The 18940-nt window shown below is 63.2% G+C and carries 20 protein-coding genes; 9 read left to right on the top strand and 11 right to left on the bottom strand.

Annotated elements, in window-relative coordinates; all coding sequences use genetic code 11:
- Nucleotides 1-11 precede the first annotated feature (11 nt).
- Both V1288_RS14815 and V1288_RS14810 read right to left on the bottom strand, forming a co-directional pair.
- Nucleotides 12-632 (bottom strand): GNAT family N-acetyltransferase, encoded by a 621-nt coding sequence (locus V1288_RS14815; protein WP_334357738.1) that lies wholly within the window; start codon nucleotides 630-632, stop codon nucleotides 12-14.
- Between the two features lie 67 nt (nucleotides 633-699).
- On the bottom strand, nucleotides 700-903 hold the full coding sequence (locus V1288_RS14810) for a DUF1127 domain-containing protein (protein WP_334357737.1): 204 nt from the start codon (nucleotides 901-903) through the stop codon (nucleotides 700-702).
- A gap of 115 nt (nucleotides 904-1018) precedes the next feature.
- Here V1288_RS14810 and V1288_RS14805 point away from each other — a divergent pair, with 115 nt between their 5' ends.
- From V1288_RS14805 to V1288_RS14785, 5 genes are all read left to right on the top strand, one after another.
- Nucleotides 1019-1918 carry a transcriptional regulator GcvA gene (locus V1288_RS14805; protein ID WP_334357736.1) on the top strand — a complete coding sequence of 300 codons (900 nt, stop codon included), beginning with the start codon at nucleotides 1019-1021 and terminating at the stop codon, nucleotides 1916-1918.
- A 186-nt stretch (nucleotides 1919-2104) separates the two neighbouring features.
- Nucleotides 2105-3505: an FAD-dependent tricarballylate dehydrogenase TcuA gene (gene tcuA, locus V1288_RS14800; RefSeq protein ID WP_334357735.1), complete on the top strand. Its 1401-nt coding sequence runs from the start codon at nucleotides 2105-2107 to the stop codon at nucleotides 3503-3505.
- Nucleotides 3506-3562: 57 nt separating this feature from the next.
- Complete coding sequence (locus V1288_RS14795; protein WP_442893952.1) at nucleotides 3563-4594, top strand: esterase; 1032 nt, start codon at nucleotides 3563-3565, stop codon at nucleotides 4592-4594.
- Nucleotides 4595-4624: 30 nt separating this feature from the next.
- Nucleotides 4625-5740, top strand: coding sequence for a tricarballylate utilization 4Fe-4S protein TcuB (tcuB, locus tag V1288_RS14790; RefSeq protein WP_334357733.1), 1116 nt, complete (start codon nucleotides 4625-4627; stop codon nucleotides 5738-5740).
- A gap of 533 nt (nucleotides 5741-6273) precedes the next feature.
- Nucleotides 6274-6489 carry a hypothetical protein gene (locus tag V1288_RS14785; protein ID WP_334357732.1) on the top strand — a complete coding sequence of 72 codons (216 nt, stop codon included), beginning with the start codon at nucleotides 6274-6276 and terminating at the stop codon, nucleotides 6487-6489.
- A 277-nt stretch (nucleotides 6490-6766) separates the two neighbouring features.
- On the opposite strand, the gene V1288_RS14780 is transcribed toward V1288_RS14785, so the two are convergent.
- Together V1288_RS14780 and V1288_RS14775 are read right to left on the bottom strand one after the other, a co-directional pair.
- A complete protein-coding gene (locus V1288_RS14780; RefSeq protein ID WP_334357731.1) occupies nucleotides 6767-7357 on the bottom strand; it encodes a DedA family protein in 591 nt (196 codons plus the stop codon).
- A gap of 318 nt (nucleotides 7358-7675) precedes the next feature.
- Complete coding sequence (locus tag V1288_RS14775) at nucleotides 7676-9250, bottom strand: winged helix-turn-helix domain-containing tetratricopeptide repeat protein (RefSeq protein ID WP_334357730.1); 1575 nt, start codon at nucleotides 9248-9250, stop codon at nucleotides 7676-7678.
- Between the two features lie 159 nt (nucleotides 9251-9409).
- Between V1288_RS14775 and V1288_RS34065 the strand changes: the two genes are divergently transcribed.
- The gene (locus V1288_RS34065) at nucleotides 9410-9652 is read left to right on the top strand and encodes a DUF1127 domain-containing protein (protein WP_442893951.1); all 243 of its coding nucleotides are present in this window, start codon (nucleotides 9410-9412) and stop codon (nucleotides 9650-9652) included.
- A gap of 225 nt (nucleotides 9653-9877) precedes the next feature.
- Here the strand turns inward: V1288_RS34065 and V1288_RS14770 are convergent, their stop codons facing one another.
- From V1288_RS14770 to V1288_RS14760, 3 genes are read right to left on the bottom strand one after another with little or no spacing between them, the layout of a single operon-like run.
- A complete protein-coding gene (locus V1288_RS14770; protein WP_334357729.1) occupies nucleotides 9878-10291 on the bottom strand; it encodes a Rieske (2Fe-2S) protein in 414 nt (137 codons plus the stop codon).
- The gene (locus V1288_RS14765) at nucleotides 10291-11400 is read right to left on the bottom strand and encodes an amidohydrolase family protein (RefSeq protein WP_334357728.1); all 1110 of its coding nucleotides are present in this window, start codon (nucleotides 11398-11400) and stop codon (nucleotides 10291-10293) included. The genes V1288_RS14770 and V1288_RS14765 overlap by 1 nt, the downstream gene beginning before the upstream one ends.
- Entirely contained in the window at nucleotides 11397-12482 is a 1086-nt protein-coding gene (locus tag V1288_RS14760) for an amidohydrolase family protein (protein ID WP_334357727.1), read from the bottom strand. The genes V1288_RS14765 and V1288_RS14760 overlap by 4 nt, the downstream gene beginning before the upstream one ends.
- Before the next feature lie 131 nt (nucleotides 12483-12613).
- Here V1288_RS14760 and V1288_RS14755 point away from each other — a divergent pair, with 131 nt between their 5' ends.
- On the top strand, nucleotides 12614-13096 hold the full coding sequence (locus V1288_RS14755) for a CinA family protein (protein ID WP_334357726.1): 483 nt from the start codon (nucleotides 12614-12616) through the stop codon (nucleotides 13094-13096).
- 51 nt (nucleotides 13097-13147) lie between these two features.
- On the opposite strand, the gene V1288_RS14750 is transcribed toward V1288_RS14755, so the two are convergent.
- The 3 genes from V1288_RS14750 to V1288_RS14740 all read right to left on the bottom strand — a co-directional run bounded on the left by V1288_RS14750 (nucleotide 13148) and on the right by V1288_RS14740 (nucleotide 17177).
- On the bottom strand, nucleotides 13148-14455 hold the full coding sequence (locus V1288_RS14750) for an HlyD family type I secretion periplasmic adaptor subunit (RefSeq protein ID WP_334357725.1): 1308 nt from the start codon (nucleotides 14453-14455) through the stop codon (nucleotides 13148-13150).
- A complete protein-coding gene (locus tag V1288_RS14745; RefSeq protein WP_334357724.1) occupies nucleotides 14452-16200 on the bottom strand; it encodes a type I secretion system permease/ATPase in 1749 nt (582 codons plus the stop codon). Before V1288_RS14745 ends, V1288_RS14750 begins: the two co-directional genes overlap by 4 nt.
- A 161-nt stretch (nucleotides 16201-16361) precedes the next feature.
- Nucleotides 16362-17177 (bottom strand): hypothetical protein, encoded by an 816-nt coding sequence (locus V1288_RS14740; protein ID WP_334357723.1) that lies wholly within the window; start codon nucleotides 17175-17177, stop codon nucleotides 16362-16364.
- Between the two features lie 89 nt (nucleotides 17178-17266).
- Here V1288_RS14740 and V1288_RS14735 point away from each other — a divergent pair, with 89 nt between their 5' ends.
- On the top strand, nucleotides 17267-18199 hold the full coding sequence (locus V1288_RS14735; RefSeq protein WP_334357722.1) for a LysR substrate-binding domain-containing protein: 933 nt from the start codon (nucleotides 17267-17269) through the stop codon (nucleotides 18197-18199).
- Between the two features lie 8 nt (nucleotides 18200-18207).
- On the opposite strand, the gene V1288_RS14730 is transcribed toward V1288_RS14735, so the two are convergent.
- Nucleotides 18208-18477, bottom strand: coding sequence for a GlsB/YeaQ/YmgE family stress response membrane protein (locus V1288_RS14730; protein WP_334357721.1), 270 nt, complete (start codon nucleotides 18475-18477; stop codon nucleotides 18208-18210).
- A gap of 165 nt (nucleotides 18478-18642) precedes the next feature.
- On the opposite strand from V1288_RS14730, the gene V1288_RS14725 reads away from it, so the two are divergent.
- Entirely contained in the window at nucleotides 18643-18858 is a 216-nt protein-coding gene (locus V1288_RS14725; RefSeq protein WP_334357720.1) for a hypothetical protein, read from the top strand.
- Nucleotides 18859-18940 lie beyond the last annotated feature (82 nt).

The raw sequence follows: 18940 nt of genomic DNA, 5'->3' as shown, positions 1-18940 counted from the left end.
GGGCTCAGTGGTCAGACCGCAAGCGAGGACATTGCGCTGGGGGAGACGGCGGCGAGCCGCCAACTGGCGCATGGGATTTCCTGCGGTTCGACATAGATCTGCTTCTGGAAGCGCGTCAGTTTCCAGTCGCCGGGCGTATTGGTGAATGCGTAGCCGGCCTTGCGGGCGAGCGCGATCATCGCGTCATTGGAGCGCAGCGTGTCGCCGAACACGCGCGTGGCGCCGAACGAGGCCGCGCGACATTCCAGATTTTTCAACAGCGCCTTGCCGATGCCATGGCCCTGCCAGCGGTCGTCGATCGACAGGCCGAACTCGATCGAGGCCGTCTCGCTGTCAAAGGCATAGCGCGCTTCGCCGACGATGGTCTCGCGGCCCTCGACCAGCATGGTCGCGACCACGCTGAACCTGTCGGCCTCGCCGACATGGATGAAGCGGTCGAGCTCGGATGGCGGCAGTTCGCTGGCCGCGCCGAGGAAACGGTTATAGCGGGAGCGCGTCGTCAGCGAGCGGAAATAGTTCTGCAGCGCCTCCGCATCGCGCGGCTCGACGAAGCGCACGGTCACCACCTCGCCATGCCGCGAATGCAGCACGTCGGAATATTGCCTGAAATCGTCGAAACGCATCGTGGTCATAGGTCGCTCCCGCGGAGCAAAAAACGGCCGGCGTCCCCCTGACGAGGCGACGCCAGCCCGGCTGCCATCAAGCCCGCCAGAACGGCTTTTCGGTCTCGTAGGCGATATCGCTCCAGGAGATGCCGATGTCGTGCAGTTCGCGCTCGGACCAGCTCGCCAGTTCGCGGCGCGTCCGGTAGCGCTGCCGCCAGATATGGAGGGTCTCGCCAATCTGGCTTAAAAGCCCCGGTTCATGATGATTTATCATCGATTCATGCGTGAAAGTGGACATTTTCGGCTCCTGTAGCTAATCTGTTGCGGCTAATATCTGCGCTAACAGGGCTTTCCACAAACGACACTTTGTACCGTTTCGGATGATATAAACTCATGCATTTGGGGATCGCGGAATGACCGCCAAGCTGCCGTCGCTGAATGGATTGCGGGCGTTTGAGGCCGCGGCCCGGCATTTGAGCTTCACCCAGGCGGCCTCCGAGCTGAACGTCACGCAAACCGCGATCAGCCACCAGATCAAGCGGCTGGAGGAAGAGCTCGGCGTCCGCCTGTTCATCCGCCAGAACCGCGCGCTGGCGCTGACGGCGGAAGCACAGGACTACCTTCCCGGCATCCGCGCCGCCTTCAACGATCTCAGGCTCGCGACCGACCGCCTGCTGCGCAAGGACGACGACAACGTGCTGACGGTCTCGACGCTGGCCTCGCTGGCGGCCAAATGGCTGTTGCCGCGGCTGACTGCCTTTCAGGAAGCCCATCACGGCATCGACGTCCGCATCACCACCTCGACCAGCCTGGTCGACTTCCAGCGCGACAAGGTCGATGCGGGGATCCGCTACGGTCGCGGCCAGTGGCCGGGCGTTCGCGCCGACTGGCTGATGGCGGACGAGCTGTTCCCGGTGTGCAGCCCGGCGCTGCTCAAGGGCAACAAGCCGCTGAAATGCCCGGAGGACCTCCGGGATCACGTGCTGCTGCACACTAGCAACGCCAACAGCGACGACTGGCGGCTGTGGCTGACGGCCGCCGGCTTGCCGGCCGATTATTCGAAGCAGCCCGGCGTCACCTTCGACTTGATCTTCATGACCGTGCAAGCCGCAATCGACGGCCTCGGCGTCGCCATGGGCCGCACGGCCTATGTGCAGGAAGACATCGCCAAGGGACGGCTGGTCGTTCCCTTCAACATCGCATTTCCGGTCGACGCCGGCTTTTATCTGGTCTCGCCCTCGGGGCGAACCGACCCACCCAAACTCGCGGCCTTCCGGCAATGGCTGCTTGCCTCCGTGCAGAGCAAGCCCTGACATCGCAGATATTCCGCGATGCGAGTTGCATGCGACATCGTCGCATACGGCCGCGCTGACCGACGAAGTTCGCGCACGAGACGCGTGACGCGGCCGCTTCAGCAGGCTAGAAAAACGCCGGGACGGATGGACTTGCCTGGCCGAGCGCCGGTTTGATTTCCATGCCAACAACGACAACAAGAGCGCATGGTCGATCTCACGCAAAAATTCGATGTGCTTGTCATCGGCGGCGGCAACGCCGCCCTGTGCGCCGCGATCAGCGCACGGCACGCGGGCGCTTCCGTGCTGGTGCTGGAAGGCGCGCCAAAATTCTATCGCGGCGGCAACACCCGTCACACCCGCAACATGCGTTGCGCGCACGATGCCGCGACCGACATCCTCACCGGCCCCTACACCGAGGAAGAGTTCTGGGACGATCTGTTGCGCCTGACCGGCGGGCAGACCGACGAGGAACTGGCGAAGTTCATGATCAAGGAGTCCAAGGACATCCTGAACTGGATCGTCGAACAAGGCGTACGCTGGCAGCCCTCGCTCGGCGGCACGCTGAGCCTCGGCCGCACCAATTCGTTCTTTCTCGGCGGCGGGCGCGCGATGCTGAACGCGCTCTATCTCACCGCCGAAAAGCTCGGCGTCAAGATCGTCTACGATGCTGAAGTGACCGATCTCCAGATCGAGGACGGCATGTTTCTTTCCGCCAAGCTGAAGCAGCCGATCGATGGCGCCAGCGAAATCGGCGCCTCGGCGCTGGTGGCGGCGGCCGGCGGTTTTGAAGCCAACATCGAATGGCTGAAGCAATACTGGGGCGCGGCGGCTGACAATTTCCTGATCCGCGGCACGCCCTATAACCGCGGCTCGATCCTGAAGATGCTGCTCGACAACGGCGTGCAGGACATCGGCGATCCCACCCAGTGCCATGCGGTCGCGATCGATGCCCGCGCGCCGAAATTCGACGGCGGCATCATCACCCGCCACGATTCGGTGGTGTTCGGCATCGTCGTCAACAAGCACGCCGAGCGCTTCTATGACGAGGGCGAGGACATCTGGCCGAAGCGTTACGCCATCTGGGGCCGGCTGGTGGCCGCGCAGCCGGACCAGATCGCCTACATCATTTTCGATTCGACTGTTGTCACGAGCTTCATGCCGACGCTGTTTCCGCCGATCGCGGGCGCAACGCTTGCCGAACTCGCCGGCAGGCTCGGGCTGGAGCCGGCGGCGCTGGAGAAGACCGTCACCGATTTCAACGCTGCGGTGCGGCCCGGCACCTTCGATCACACCATCCTCGATGACTGCCGCACCGAAGGCGTCACGCCGCCGAAGACGCATTGGGCACGCAGGATCGAGACGCCGCCTTACCTCGCCTATCCGGTGCGGCCCGGCATCACCTTCACCTATCTCGGCACCCGCGTGAACAAGCAGTCGCGGATGGTGATGAAGGACGGCAAGCCTTCCGCCAACATGTTCGCGGCCGGCGAGATCATGGCCGGCAACGTGCTCGGCAAGGGTTATGCGGCCGGCATCGGCATGACCATCGGCAGCGTGTTCGGCCGGGTCGCGGGACGGGAAGCGGCGAAGAATGCGAGGAATTAGCGAGTTACCTCGCCCGCGCTTCGCGGGGAGAGGGAGAAGACAACGACGGGAGGATTGATGATGCGGCTTACGATTATTTCTGCTGCGGTAATTTTGATGGGCACGGCACTGGCCAACGCCGCTGAGCCGATCGCGTTGCGCGACATGGGTTCGTTCCATCTCGGCGGGCGGCTGGTCGAGATTTCCGGCAAGCCGGTCAAGGAAGTGACGTTCACGCCGGGTGGCGTGCCTGCAAAGGTCGATCCCAACGGCACCTATCAGGTCGAGCAGATGTACGTGCAGTACTTTCTGCCGGCCAACGAGAAGGGTGCCTATCCGCTCTTGATGTGGCACGGCGGTGGACTCACCGGCGTAACGTACGAGACGACGCCGGATGGCCGCGAGGGCTGGCTGAACTATTTCCTGCGCAAGGGCTGGGCCGTCTACAATTCGGATGCGGTCGAGCGCGGCCGCGCCGGCTGGGCGCAATATCCTGATATCTTCAAGAGCGAGCCGGTGTTCCTCAACACCGCCAATCCGTTCGAGCGTTTTCGCATCGGCGACGGCGCAGGCTCCTACAATCCGGATCCGGCCAAGCGCAAGCTGATGCCGGGCAGCCAGTTCCCGAACGAGGGCTACGAGAACTTCGTCAAGCAGAACGTGCCACGCTGGACCACGACCGACGACGCGATCATCGCCGCCTACATCGCCGAGATCGACCGCGTCGGCCCTTCCATCATCCTGTTCCACAGCCAGGCCGGCAGTTTCGGCTTCAAGGTGGCGCAGGCGCGGCCCGACAAGGTCAAGGCGCTGATCGCGATCGAGCCGGCCGGCCTCGGCGATCCCGCCAAGGTCGATGTCTTGAAAAACATTCCGACGCTGATCGTCTATGGCGACTATATCGAGAAGGATTCGCGCTGGCCGAAAATCCGCGCCAACGGCATCGCCTTTGCAGACAGCATCAAGGCCGCCGGCGGCAGCGTCGATGTCGTCGACCTGCCGCAGGCCGGCATCAAGGGCAATTCGCACATGATAATGATGGACAAGAACAATGCCGAGGTCGCGGCCTTGATCCAGAAATGGCTCGAGGGCAAGGGGCTGACGAAGTAAGCAGGTCGGCACCAGGGCAGGAAGCAACGGATGCACGGAACGCGAATTCTCGAAGAGGCCGACCGGCTGATGACGGTCTGCAATTCCTGCCGCTATTGCGAGGGGCTGTGCGCGGTATTTCCGGCGATGGAGATGCGCCGCGCGTTCTCCGACGGCGACCTCAATTATCTCGCCAATCTCTGCCACGCCTGCGGCGCCTGCTACACCGACTGCCAGTTCTCGCCGCCGCATGAATTCAACGTCAACGTCCCGAAGACGCTCGCGGTGGCGCGCGCCGAGTCTTACGCGGCCTATGCGTGGCCCCGCGCGTTTGCCGGCGCCTTCGCGCGCAACGGGCTCGTCATCAGCCTCGTCGCCGCGCTCAGCGTTGCCGCGTTCATTTTCGGCTTCGCGGCGCTGAATGACCGGCAGGTACTGTTTGGCACCCACACTGGCCCGGGCGCGTTCTACAAATTGATGCCGCATAGCGCGATGGCCGCCCTGTTCGGCGCGGCGTTCCTCTATGCGATCGTGGCTTTGGTTATGGGCGTGCGTGCGTTCTGGCGCGATATCGGCGAGCCCGTCGGCATGAAGACCGATATCGGCGCGCTGCTGCAAGCGATCCGCGATGCCGGCGAATTGCGCTATCTCGACGGCGGCGGCGTCGGCTGCTTCAACGAGGACGACCGCCCGACCGACCGCCGCAGGCTTTATCACCATTTCACCTTCTACGGCTTTGCGCTGTGTTTCGCCTCCACCTGCGTCGCGACGCTCTATCACTATCTCTTGGCGCGCGAGGCGCCGTATGCGTGGTGGGACCTGCCCGTGGTACTGGGCACGCTCGGCGGCATCGGGCTGCTGATCGGGCCGATCGGCTTGCTCACTGAGCGATGGAAGCGCGACGCCGTCCTGGTCGACGAAGCGCGCTACGGCATGGACATCGCCTTCATCGTCATGCTGTTTCTCACCAGCCTCACCGGCATGGCGCTGTTGCTGTTGCGCGAGACAGCGGCGATGGGCCCGCTGCTGGCGCTGCATCTCGGCGTGGTGTTTTCGCTGTTCGTCACCATGCCCTACGGCAAGTTCGTGCATGGCATCTATCGTTTCGCCGCGCTGGTGCGCTATGCGATGGAACGAAAGGCGATGGCGCACGGAGCGGGGGAGTAGACGTTCTTCGTCATTGCGAGGCGTCCGTTGGATGGGTGGAGCGCAGCGGTACCCATCAATGCCGGCGCAGAAGATGATGGGTATCGCTCCGCTCCACCCTACGACTGCACCCGCGGTCTCGCGTGCGATTTGCGCATAGGAAAAATGCACACGAGCATGTCCAATATTTTTGCAAAGGGGGTTGGACAGGTCTTTTGGTGATTTGCCCGACAAGCTAGTTTGTCGCAATTTTGCCGCCGTCATTCCGGGGCGCGCCACTTGGCGCGAACCCGGAATCCATCGAACCGCGTCTTCTGCTGCCCAGTGGATTCCGGGCTCGCGCTACGCGCGCCCCGGAATGACAAGTAGAGCGCGTGTTCATCCTCCGCCATTGATTCGATTCACCGGAACGTGACTGCTTCATGCCTTTGCAGGGCGAGGAAAAAATTAGTGCAAAATGCGCGCTATTTGATCTCGCATTAACGCCCACCAGTACCTATGTGTGATTCAGGTAGGAAATTCGCCCCAAGGACAACTCCGAAAAGGAGCCATCTATGGCGAACGTACTAACCACTGGGGCCTGGCTTTCTGCCCCGACCAAAAAACCCTCATTTTTCGCACGATTATTGCGCGCTTACGTCGAATCCAATCAGCGACGGGCTGATCGCGTTGTCGAGACGTACATTGCTACCCACGGGATGCAAAAGCTGTCTGACGATGCCGAGCGACAAATCAGCCGCTTGCTTGCCAAGGCGAGCCACCAGCCATGATCACGCTCATCATCATCCACGTAGCAACCAAGCTCACTCGCTTTGGGAACGACGTTCGTGAGACGTGGCGCGAAACGCAGCGCCTCCGCCGCACGCTTGCCGGCCCAATGGAGGAGTAGCAAAACGCAGCGTAGGGCAAGGCGCTGGCGCCGTGCCCGTCATCGCGCAAAACGCGGTAAGCACGTGGAGCCCGTCATGGGGCGCGCATTGGCGCGCCCCGGTGGCGTGCCCATCTGATGCATCGCTATCCGCCGATGAGCATGCGCTCGCCCGTGCTTCAGTATCGCTCCACGATCTGATCGAGCTTTCTGCTGAGCAACCAGGACAGGCCAAGGAACGCGACCAGCATCACGATGCCGAGGCTTGAGGAGGCATTGTTGATGGACGTCTCCGAGAACTGGCCGAAGGCATAGCCCGCCGAGACGACGGCGCCGGACCAAAGGCCCGCCGCGACGAAGTTGAGCGCAAGGAAGGTGGACCAGGGCAGCCGCGATGTCCCGTAAGCAAACCCCGCGAGCCCGCGGATGCCATGCGGGAAACGATGAAACAGGATCATCCAGACATAGTGACGGTCCGTCAGGCGGACGACGGTCTGCACGGGGCGCTCGAACCGCGGAAAGCGATCGAGCAAGCGGGCGCCATAGCGCCGCCCGATCCAGAAGCGAATGACGTCGCCGGCGAAACTGCCGAACCAGCAGACCACGATGAGCGTGCCAAGACCCAGCGCGCCCGAATGCGCCGCATAGCCCGCGAACAGCGCAAGCAGCAGGCTATGCGAGGCCGCATAGGCAAACATGAGACTGTAGGCCGCATCGCCGTGCTGGCGTATGAGGTCGAGGAACGAGGTCAGATCCGTCGGAAACAGCAATGTAAGCCCGCCCAAACTCGCCGATGGAGTATTCCCCCAGATGAGTGGGTTCGGGATCGACGCTAGCACTCCGCTGAAGGTCGCGGAAGCCAACCGGCAGGCCTACGGCCGCCAGCTTTGCACGCCGAGCGTGCTTGCAAGTTAGGCCGGGTGTGCAACGGGTTAGGATGCGTACCCACTAATCGAGATTGATCGATGTCCGCCATGCCCCGATAGCGGCCAAATTCCGCACCGCACCGAAATGACGCGATGTGCCAAACAACGGAAGTCGCTTATTCGATCACCTCGTCGCCATGGGCGAGCACCTGGCTGCGATGTTCATTCGGGCAACCCGGCTCTCCTCAACCCTTCTTCGTATCGTGCGAGGTCTTCAGCTCGCCGATGAGGCGCCAGGTCTCTTATTTTGGAAACACGTAGCGCAGGATCGAGTTGCAGCAGTCGAGCTATTGCCTTGTATGCCTGCTCCGGGCGTCCGGCCATTGCGTTGCTCGCGGCAGCGACGCGCAATCCAGGTGGAAATTCCGGACTGTCCTGCAATGCCATTGCCGCCCATGATGCCGCTTCGGCAAAGTGACCCAAGAGGAAATTTGCATACGCGGTCCCGGTTCGCATACCAGCCATCCGTGGATCAAGTGGATTCAGACGCATGGCGTGCGCGAAGCATTTAAGCGCCGGCTCTGGCTCGCCGAGCCAGTTTTTTATCCAACCACCGCACAACCATCCCTCGGCCAAATTGGAATTGAGCGCAAGCGCACGATCGATCAAGGCGGCACCTTGCTCGAAATCACGAACGACATACACTAACGCCCACCCGCTGGCGGTGAGCGCGATCGCATCATCTTTGCCCAACTCGACTGCACGCTTGGCGAGTCTCGTTACTTCGACAATCTCGCCCGCTGTACCTGGAATCCAGCCAATGCCCCTGCCATAGGCGTAACAAGAGGCGGCACGGCCGTACGCAGCCGCAAAATCCGGGTCGAGTTCGGTTGCGCTGTTGAACAGGCGCAGTGCCTCGTCAATCGCCTGCAGGCTGGCAACCTGATAAAACTTGGCCAAGCCGCGCAAATAGACGGTATAGGCGTCGAGACTGTCGGTCGGCTTACGCCTGGCACGTTCGATCTCGGCTTTTTCCACCGCCGGCGCGATCGCCCCAACGACGCTCTCAGTCACCTGGTCCTGCAAATCGAAGATGTCGCCCAGCCCACCATCGAACCGGGCGGCCCAAAGATGGATCCCCGAGGAGGTATCGGCGAGCTGTCCCGTGATACGCACACGGTTTGAAACCTTGCGAACGCTGCCTTCCAATACGTAGCGCACCCCGAGCTCGCGCCCTACCTGCTTCACGTCGACGGCACGCCCCTTGTATGTGAAACTCGAGTTGCGGGCGATGACAAACAGCGCCTTGAAACGAGACAATGCCGTGATGATGTCCTCGGCCATCCCATCAGCAAAGTAGTCCTGTTCCGGATCGGAGCTCAGGTTGGTAAAAGGCAGAACGGCCACTGAAGGTCTATCGGGGAGCGGGAGAGCAGGTATCGGCCGTTGCGCAGAAACATCGCTGGCCGACTCGCCTGCGAGCTTGTTCGCTTCCCGTACGGCACCAACGAAGCGGAAACCCTTGCGCGGTAGCGTCTTGATCAGGCGCTGTTCCTCACCGGAATCGCCGATAGCACTTCGAGCGACATTCAGGCGGGTCGTCAGTGCTGCATCGGAGACGATACGCCCGTCCCAAATGGCGTTGATGAGGTCGTCTTTGCTAACGACGCGCTCCCTGTTGCAGATCAAGTAATCGAGCAGGTCGAACACCTGTGGTGCAATGGAGACGACGTCCGCCCCGCGATGTAGCTCGCGCCGGTCTGTGTCGAACGCGTACTCCTCGAAGAGATAGCGCAAGCTGCCAATCCCTCAGGTGGCTCCGATCATCGGGGCTCTAGCATCGCTTGGACGTAAAGAATAAGCCGCCGGTGAGGAAAATGTAAGCCGGATGTCAAGCGCGCTCGGTCACGCCTTGGCACCCTCGTCTGGGTAGAACAACACCCAGGAGATGCCGCGATGCGCACGACCTATGGTGCAACAGGGTTGGGACAGACGGCCGTATCGACCCGGCGCGTCTCCAGTTTTTTCAAGAGATATTGGGGTGCGTTTCAGGAACGGCGCAAACGCCAGAGGCTATTAGTTAACTTGTGCGACCTAAGTGACAGGGAGCTAATGGATATCGGTATTTCGCGTGGCGAGATCGACTACGCCGCCTCGAACCCAGGCATCGACCCGAGAGGCATCCGATCCGCCGGATGAACGTCTGATATCTGGCACCGGGTGGACGGCCGGAACTGGATACGACGAGACGCTATTCCTCGGGCCGACTTCCGTATTGGGGTCATTCGCGACAGGGGCGAGTCGACGACAAGCCCAGTGATGTCCGACATGTCGCCGAAAGCGGAACTCAATTCAGAGCATTTGCGGCAGCGTTACTGGCGAGTTTGGGTTGGTCGTACAGCCGTACGACGTGCTTCAACGACCCTACAGATCCACCACCACGTAGTCGCTCTCCACCGACACGGCGAACGTCTCCGCGACATACGGCCCCTTCACCACCGCCGATCCCGGCTCGACATTGACCGGATAGGCGCGGGCGCGAAAGCGTTTGGGGTCGCAATAGGACTGCCCGGTGCGGATGTCGAATTCCCAGCCGTGCCAGGGGCAGCGGATGATTTCACCGAGCTTGGTGTATTCGATCTCGCCGGGATCGGAGGATTGCGCGAGCCCGATCAGCGGGCCCTCGCACAGGGCCGCGCCCTGATGCGGGCAGCGGTTCAACAGGCCGAAGAACTCGCCCTTGATGTTGAAGATCGCGATCGGACGCTCGTCGATGGTGAGGAATTTTCGTGTACCCGGCGGCAGCTCGTCCACCGGGGCAATCACATGTCGCGCCATCAGCTCAAACCATACAGCTTCTTCGCGTTGCCGAGATAGAACGCTTCGCGGTTGGCGTCGCTGACGCCCGCCGGCAACACGCGCGACGGCTCGTCGAAATCCCAATGCGGGTAATCGGTGGCGAACAACAGCTTGTCCCAGCCGATCCATTCGATCACCTGGAACAGATGGTCGCGGCGCTCCGGATCTTCCATTGGTTGCGTGGTCCACCAGATGTGGTCGCGGATGTATTCCGAAGGCTTTCGTTTCAGATGCGGCACCTCGCTGTGCAGTCGCTCGAAACCTTTGTCGAGCCGCCATGCCAGCGACGGCGCCCAGCCGAAGCCGGCCTCGATCATAACCATCTTCAGCCTGGAGTATCGCTCGAACACGCCTTCGAGCACGAGGCTCGCCAGCGCGGTCTGCTGGCACTGCGCATGGCCGACCATCTCCTCGATATAGAAGCTCGGCCACCCGGACGGGGTGAGCGGATTGCCGCCGAAGCCGAAGGCGTGGACGCCGACCGGCAGGCCGATCTCCTGCGCCGCCTCGTAGATCGGCCAGTAGCGGCGCTGGCCGAGCGGCTCGACATTGCGCGAGAGCAGCAGCACCTGGACGAAATTCTTGTCTCCCGCGCGCCTGCGGATTTCGGCGGCGGCGGACAGGCCATCCTCATTGGCGACGACGATCGACGCCTTCAGGCGGGAATCCTTAGCTGTCCATTTCTCGATCTGCCAGTCGTTGATCGCAGTGCAGATCGCGCCGGCCAGATCCTGGTTGCGCAGGCCCTGCCCGCTGGCGAGCGGATTGAGCACGCCGAGCGCGACGTTGTAGGGATCGAGAAGCTGCTTCTGCATGAAGGATAGCGAGGAGCCCTGGGGACCGCCTTCCGGCGGCCAGGCGTCGCGGCGCGAGGCATTAGGCTGCGCCTTCGGATAGGGCGGGCCTTCCATCATGCCGTGATAGGCCTGCTTGCCGTAGACTTCGAGGTGTTCGTGCCAGCGTTTTTCCAGGAACGGATAGAGTTCGTCCGCGGTGGCGCGCGCCGGATGGATGTCGCAATCGGCGATCGCGGTCTTGAGGCTGACGGGTGACGCGGGCTCCGGACGGTCGCGGAACTGCACATTCATGGCGTCGTCTCCTTCATCGCCGCCTGATCGAGGCGGCTATAGGTCGCGAGCGGATTGTCGATCATGATCTTGCGAACAAGATCGGGCGACAACCCCGGCGGCAGCACCTCGTCGCCGTCGAATTGCCAGTGCGGATAGTCGGTCGAGAATAAGAGCAATTCGTCTGACTGCATATGGTCAAACAGGCGGTTCAGGGTTGCGGGATCCGGCGGCGCATCGACCGGCTGCAGCGAGAAACGGATGTTGCTGCGCACAATCTCCAGCGGCGCGCGATCGACCCACGGCGTTTCCATCCGTATGCCGCGCCAGAACTTGTGCAGCCGCCACAGATAGGCCGGCAGCCAGGTGAAGCCGCTTTCCAGCATCACCATCTTCAGATTCGGATGCCGGGCGAACACGCCCTCCACGATCAGGCTGGTCAACTGGGTCTGGAACGCAGTGGCCTGTGCGACGTAGTCCTCGATGTGATAGGAGCCCCAGCCGACCGAGGTCGGCGGGTTGTGATAGGCGCTGCCGGCATGGATGCCGATGGTGAGGCCCAGTCGTTCGGCGGCGGCATAGATCGGCCAGTAGGCGCGTTTGCCCAAGGGCATGTCGCCCATGACAAGCACCAGCACCTGGACAAAGCGCTTGTCCTTGGCGCAGCGCTCGATTTCGGCGACGGATTTTTCGACGCTTTGCGTGGGGATGACGATCGAGCCGCGGAGCCGTTCATCCCTGTCGAGCCATTCCTTGGCCAGCCAGTCGTTCAGCGCGCGGCAGAATGCGTCCTGCATGTCTTCGGAAAACACCATCTGCACGCCGTAAAGCGGATTGCAGATACCGTAGCTCACCTGAAAGCGATCGAGTGCCTGTTTCTGCATGTCGGCGAGATCGGCGCCCGGCTTGCCCTGCGCCGGCCGCCAGTCTGGCCGCGACGAGATCGGCGAATTGGTCGGATAGGATTGCGAGACCAAATCGGTCATGCCGCGCGTCGTCACCTGATCGCGCCAGTAATCGTTCATGTAGGGCAACAGGCTGGTCAGATGCGGAACGGCGGGATGCAAGTCGCAATCCACGCCGCCGGGAAGCGGCGACGTCATGGTGTTTCCTCGTTCGCCCGCGGGCGCGGCTGTTTGAGCCATTCAATCAGGGCGACCGCTACCCCGCAACTCGGCAAATGTGGACCTCCTGTGCTAGGAGGACATGACTGGCGGAGTTTTTGGGAGTTGAGATGAAAGAGCTTGTGACGATAGCTGAAAAGATTGCCGCTCAACTGATCGCGCGGAAACAGACGATTGCGGTGGCGGAATCTTCAACCGGCGGCCTGATCTCGGCGGCGCTGCTGTCAGTGCCGGGCGCATCGGCCTATTTCCTCGGCGGCGCCGTGGTCTATACCCGCGACGCTCGGCGGCTATTGATGGATATTCCTGACGAGACGATGCAGGGCATCCGCTCGGCGTCCGAGCCTTACGCAAAGCTGCTGGCAAGCCAGGTCCGTCAGCGCTTCTCGACCGACTGGGGCTTGTCGGAAACCGGCGCGACGGGGCCGACCGGCAACCGCTATGGCGATGCTGCCGGGCATAGCTGCATGGCGGTGGCGGGGCCGGCGCGATCGGTATTCACGCTTGAAACCGGCAGCACCGACCGGCAGGCCAACATGCAGGCGTTTGCGAAGACGGCGTTGAATCTGCTGCTGGAGAATTTGTCGAGGTAAGACGATCGTAGGTTATGGGTCCCTGCGTTCGCAGGGACGACCGAGAGAGAATCATCTCTCCCGGAACGAGCGCATCAACTGGTCGCTGAACGGCTTCATCAGATAGGAGAACATCGTGCGGTCGCCGGTCTGGACGAAGGCTTCCACCGGCATGCCCGGGATGATCTTGACCTCGCCGAGGCGGGCGACCTCGGCCGGCGGCAGTGAGACGCGGATGGTGTAGTAGCTCTGGCCGGTGCGCTGGTCGGTGGTGACGTCGGCGGAGACGCGGGTCACCACACCGTTGAGTTCCGGCGTGGTGCGCTGGTTGAAGGCGGACAGCCGCAAGAGCGTCTTCTGGCCGATCTGCAGCTTGTCGATGTCCTGCGGATTGACCTTGGCTTCGACCGAGAGATCGTCAGCCTTCGGCACCACCATCATGATGGCATCGCCGGCGGTGATCACGCCGCCCACGGTGTGCACCGTCGACTGCAGCACGACGCCGTCCTGCGGCGCGCGGATGTCGATGCGGCGCAATTGATCCTCGGCTGTGACCTTGCGCTCGACGAACTCGCCGATCTTGTCGTTGGTCTCGCGCAGGTCCTTGGAGACCTCGCTGACCACGTCCTTGTCGACCTGGATGATCTGCAGCTCGGTTTCGGTGATCTTGCCCCTCGCCTGCGCGCGCGCGGCGATGTATTGCGCGCGCTCGCCCGACAGCCGGGCGAGGTCGCGTTCCAGCACCGTCAGCCGCGAGATCTGGATCAGGCGCTGCTCGTAGAGCTGGCGCACGCCGACCAGCTCCTTTTCCACCAGCGCGACTTCCTTTTCCTTGGCCTGTTCCTGCGCCGTCAGCCCTGCGATTTCCTCGTTGAGCTGCGCCACCCGCTCGCGCAACTGCGATTTCTGTCCGGCACGCCCGAACACGCGCACCTCGAACAGCTTGGTTTCGCTCGCCATGACGTCGCGGACGTCTGGGTCGTCGGCGCGCTCGGTTAGCTGCGGGGGAAACTTGATCTTGTCGAGACCGCGCTGCTCGGCTTCCAGCCGCGCCGCCCGCGCCCACAATCCGTTCAGCGTCTTGACGACGATGGCGAGGCCAGCCTTGACCACGGTCTCGTCGAGCCGCACCACGACGTCGCCGGCCTTGACGATATCGCCGTCGCGCACCCTGACCTCGCCGACCACGCCGCCGGTCGGGTGCTGCACCTTCTTGACGTTGGAATCGACCACTACCGAACCCGGCGCGATCAGCGCGCCGGAGATCTGCACCGTCGAGGCCCAGCCGCCGAATCCGCCGGCCAGAACCAGCATCAGCGAAAGCCCGACGATGAGATGCATCCGTATCGAGCGCCGCGCGCCCTTCAGCTCACCGGTCATGATTTTTTCGCGGCTCCTGCTTCGGACACGATCTTGATCGGCGTCGGGGGTGCTACGCGCTGCAGCACCTGGCCGAGCACGGTTTCCTTCGCACCGAACGCCTGCATGCGGCCGTCCTTCAACACCAGCAATTGGTCGACCGCCTCGATGCCGATCGGCCGATGCGCCACCACGACCACGATGGCGCCGCGCTCGCGGGCGCTGCGCACCGCGCCCGTCAGCGCCTCGTCGCCCTCGCTGTCGAGATTGGAGTTCGGCTCGTCGAGCACAATCAGGAACGGATTGCCGTAGAGCGCGCGCGCCAGCGCCACGCGCTGCGCCTGGCCTGCCGACAATGCTGCGCCCTGCTCGCCTATCTGGGTGTCGTAGCCCTCGCGCATCTTGATGATCATCTCATGCACGCCGGCTTCCTTGGCGGCGGCGATGATCGCCTCCGATTTCGCATCGGGGTCGAAACGGCAGATGTTCTGCGCCACAGTGCCGGCGAACAATTCGACGTCCTGCGGCAGATAGCCGATGTGGCGGCCGAGCACGTCCGACGACCATTGGTCGAGCGCCGCGCCGTCGAGCCGCACCTTGCCGCGGGCCGGCGTCCAGACGCCGACCAGCGCCCGCACCAGCGACGATTTGCCCGATCCGCTCGGACCGATGACGCCGACGCCGCTGCCGGCCTCGACGGCGAAATTGACGTCCTGCACGACGACACGCTGGTCGCCGGGCGGTACGATGCTGACCGCCTCGACCGACAGCCGCTTCGACGGCGCCTGCAGCAGGGTCTGTTCGTTCCGCGCCGGCATTTGCTCCAGGAGTTTGGTGAGGCGGTGCCAGCTCTGGCGCGCGGCGACAAACCCCTTCCAGTGGGCGATAGCGAGATCGACCGGCGCCAGCGCGCGCGCGCTGAGGATCGAGCCCGCGATGATGATGCCGGCGGTGGCTTCCTGGTGGATCACGAGGTAGGCGCCGACCGCGAGCACCGCCGATTGCAGCATCATGCGCAGGACCTTTGCGACGGCGCCGAGGCCGCCGGCAATGTCGCTGGCGCGCTGGTTGCCCGCCAGATAGGTCTCGTTGGCCTCGCTCCAGCGCCTCATCAGGCGCCCCGACATGCCCATCGCGACCAGCACTTCGGCATTGCGGCGGCTGGTGGCGGCCAGATCGTTGCGCCGCGCCGCAAGCGTCATCGCCTCCTTTGCCGGCGTGCGCGACAGGAACTCGGTGATCAGGGTCAGCGTCACCAGAATGATAGCGCCAACCAGCGCGGTGACGCCGAGCAGCCAGTGAAACGCAAAGCAGATCGCGAGATAGAACGGCAGCCACGGCAGATCGAAGAACGCGCCCGGCCCCATGCTGCCGAGAAACGACCTGACATTGTCGAGATCGCGTAGCGGCTGCAGGCCCTCGTTGCGCCCGCCGACCAGCAGCGGCAACCGCACCACGGTTTCGAACACGCGGGCGTTGATGGCTTCGTCGAGCGCGGTTCCAATGCGGCCGAGAATCCGGCCGCGGATCAAGTCGAGGCCGCCTTGCGCGATGTAGAGGCCGCCGGCAAGAATCACCAAGCCAACCAGGGTCGGCACGCTGCGGCTCGGCAGCACGCGGTCGTAGACCTCCAGCATGAAGATCGAGCCGGTGAGGTACAGCAGATTGATCATGCAACTCATGACGCCGACGCCGAGAAAAGCGTTGCGACAGGCGCGCAGCGCTTCACCGAGTTCGGAACGCCGGACGCCGGGAGCGGCTGCCATTAATCCGTATCTCTTGAAATGGATAAGGGTACGTGCGGGTTTTAGCGATGTTTTCGGACACCGTCTATTTAAGTCACGTTAACCGCTTAAGTCACGTTAACCGCACTCCAGTTCACCCCCATGAAGGGGGATGAAGACGGAAAGTCGGGCGTTTTGGACAGCTAATCTGACGCCGGCGCCGGCCGCCCGGCGGCTTCGGCCTTCGGGCTGGGCGAAAACGGCACCAGAATCACCGACATCGAGACCCGGCCGATCTCGCCGTGAATATCGAGCAGGACGCCGCTTCCGGCACCCACCCCGCCCGCCGGCCGCCATTTGGTCTGGGCGCGAATGCCGACCCATTCGCCTTGCGGCTGGCGGAACAACTGAACCGTCAGATTGGGATTCGGATCCGCCACCACATTCTGGAACGGCCGGGCGATTCCATGGGTCCAGTCCGCCGGTCCCAGCACCGAGGACATCGGCGCGTTCGATAAGGATCCTGCGCCGTCGATGATAGCCTGGTTCATGCGAAACCAGGCGACGCCGTCGCCCTGGCTGGCCTCCATGGCGTCCATGAACCAGGGCCGGCCATGCGCGGCCCGCCTCGTGTGGACCGGAAACCGGGTGGGATCGGCGGCGTCACTTTCGGGGTCGATGAACCCAGGCACCTCGACGGCACGCTCACGCGACAGCGTCACCCGCACGGTCGCGCAGGGCTGGTCCTCATTCACGGGCCAGAGCGTGTTGTCGATCACACTGACGCGGCCGCCTTCGGTGACGACAGACAGCCCGGTTCGCAAAATTGTCATCGGCGTCGGCCGCAGGAACCAGGCCGACGAGGCGATCGCCGTGCCCCATTTCCGTTGATCCGCCAGCGCCTCGATTTCGGCCGTCAGCAGGCTTGCGACTGCCCCGCCCTGCAGGCCGGCGAAGGGGCCGGCGGCAAGTGTCGTGGGTTGCCAGCGATTGGGGCCGGCGGGCTCGAAGATGGCCAATGTCAGGGTATCCGAGATGAAGAATGTTGAACGTCAGGCCAGTCTGGCGGAAGCTAAAGCCAATCACAAAAGGGATTTCCTCATCACAGATGAATAGCATTCAACTCTTGGCTGCCCCGCTTTCGCCGCTGCGCGCGATCCCGCCCTTGACCGCCTTGCTGGCGTTCGAGCGCGCCGCTTCACAAATGAGCTTTCGCCGCGCGGCGCGTGACCTCTCGCTCAGCCCGTCCGCGATCAGCCATCAGATCCGCGGGCTGGAGGAGCAGTTCGACACCAAACTGTTCGTGCGCGGCGCACGTTCGGTGCGGCTGACAGCCGACGGCGAACGCTATTTTGCAAAAGTCTCGGCCGCGCTGGCGGCGCTGCAGGACGCCAGCCGCGACATGCTGCGGCAGCGCCGCGATGCGCACGCTGAACTCTGGATCAGTTCGCTGCCGTTCTTCACGAGCGCCGTGCTGATCCCGGCGCTACCGGAGCTCAAGCGACGCCATCCGCAGCTGACGCTGCGCATCGAGGCCACGCACCAATATGCCGACTTCAACGCCTCGCGCGTCGACGTCGCGATCCGCTATGGCCGCGAGCATTCCACGGGATTGAAATTCGAACCTCTGGTCACGGTGAAGGGTCTGCCGGTCTGCGCGCCCGCGCTGATCAGAGGCGGACTGAAACGGCTGGAAGACTTGTCACAGCAGGTTCTGATTCACCTGACGACGCAGCCCCGCGCCTGGCCGGCCTGGCTCAGGGAGGCCGGCCTTCAGCATCTCTCCCCGCGCGGACATCTGTGGCTCGACAGCGTGCCGGCGATGCTCGAGGCTGCCGAACAAGGACTTGGCGTCACGCTCGCGATGTCGCCGCTGATCAAGGCGCGGCCGGGCTTTGGCAAAAAGCTAATCGCGCCCTTTGCGTTCGAGGCCAGCCATAGCGAGACGATCTACCTCGTCTCCCGCACCGAGCAGGCGCGCGACCGCCGGATTGCCGCGGTGCGGCGCTGGATCGTGGAGGCGGTTGGCCGCGCGAAATAGCGCTCGCGCTAGAACCGCCCGCCGGTTCGCACCAGCCGCACGACCAGCAGCAGGATGACCGCGCCGATGGTGGAGTAGACGATCTCGGATATCAGCCCGGTGCCGAGGCGGATGCCGAGCTTGGGAAACAGCAGGCTTGCGAGCAGCGCGCCGGCGATGCCGACAAGGATGTCGCCGATGATGCCGAAGCCGGTGCCGCGCACGATCTTGCCGGCCAGCCAGCCGGCCACCAGGCCGACGAAGAGAATGACGAGAATGCCTTCGTTGGAAATCTGCATTTGAAGCCCCCCGATGTTGCGGCGCGTCGTGTCCAGGCGAACGATAGCTATAATTGCTCGATGTGACGACCCAAAAACTTTGCGGCTTGCGGCGGCTGCCGCAGCATTGAAACTTTTTTCCGCCACACGCGTTATGCAGCCATGAAGAATGGCGATATTTGGTATGTGACTTTTGGTCCGGACAAGACGGACGAGACTGCGGGGAGCACGACCCGCTCGACCCGTACCTTCAAATCTGAAATCGACGCCAAGCTGTTTGCGATGCAGATCCTGGCCAAGGGCTGGTCCGCCAGCGCGGGCACGCTCAACCCCCATCAGCCGAAGCAGGTCGTGGGACCGGCGCAGATCGAGCGCTGGGCCGATCCGGGCTTGGGTGGGTGACTACCCTCTTGTCCCGGACGCGGCGCAGCGTGGAACGCTGCTCCGCAGGGCCGGGACCTGTCGCCCCGAGCTCTAGACCCGG

Source organism: Bradyrhizobium sp. AZCC 2176, assembly GCF_036924645.1.
GTDB lineage: Bacteria > Pseudomonadota > Alphaproteobacteria > Rhizobiales > Xanthobacteraceae > Bradyrhizobium.
The sequence above is the reverse complement of the archived record's forward strand: the minus strand, read 5'-3'. Positions and strand labels throughout refer to the sequence as shown.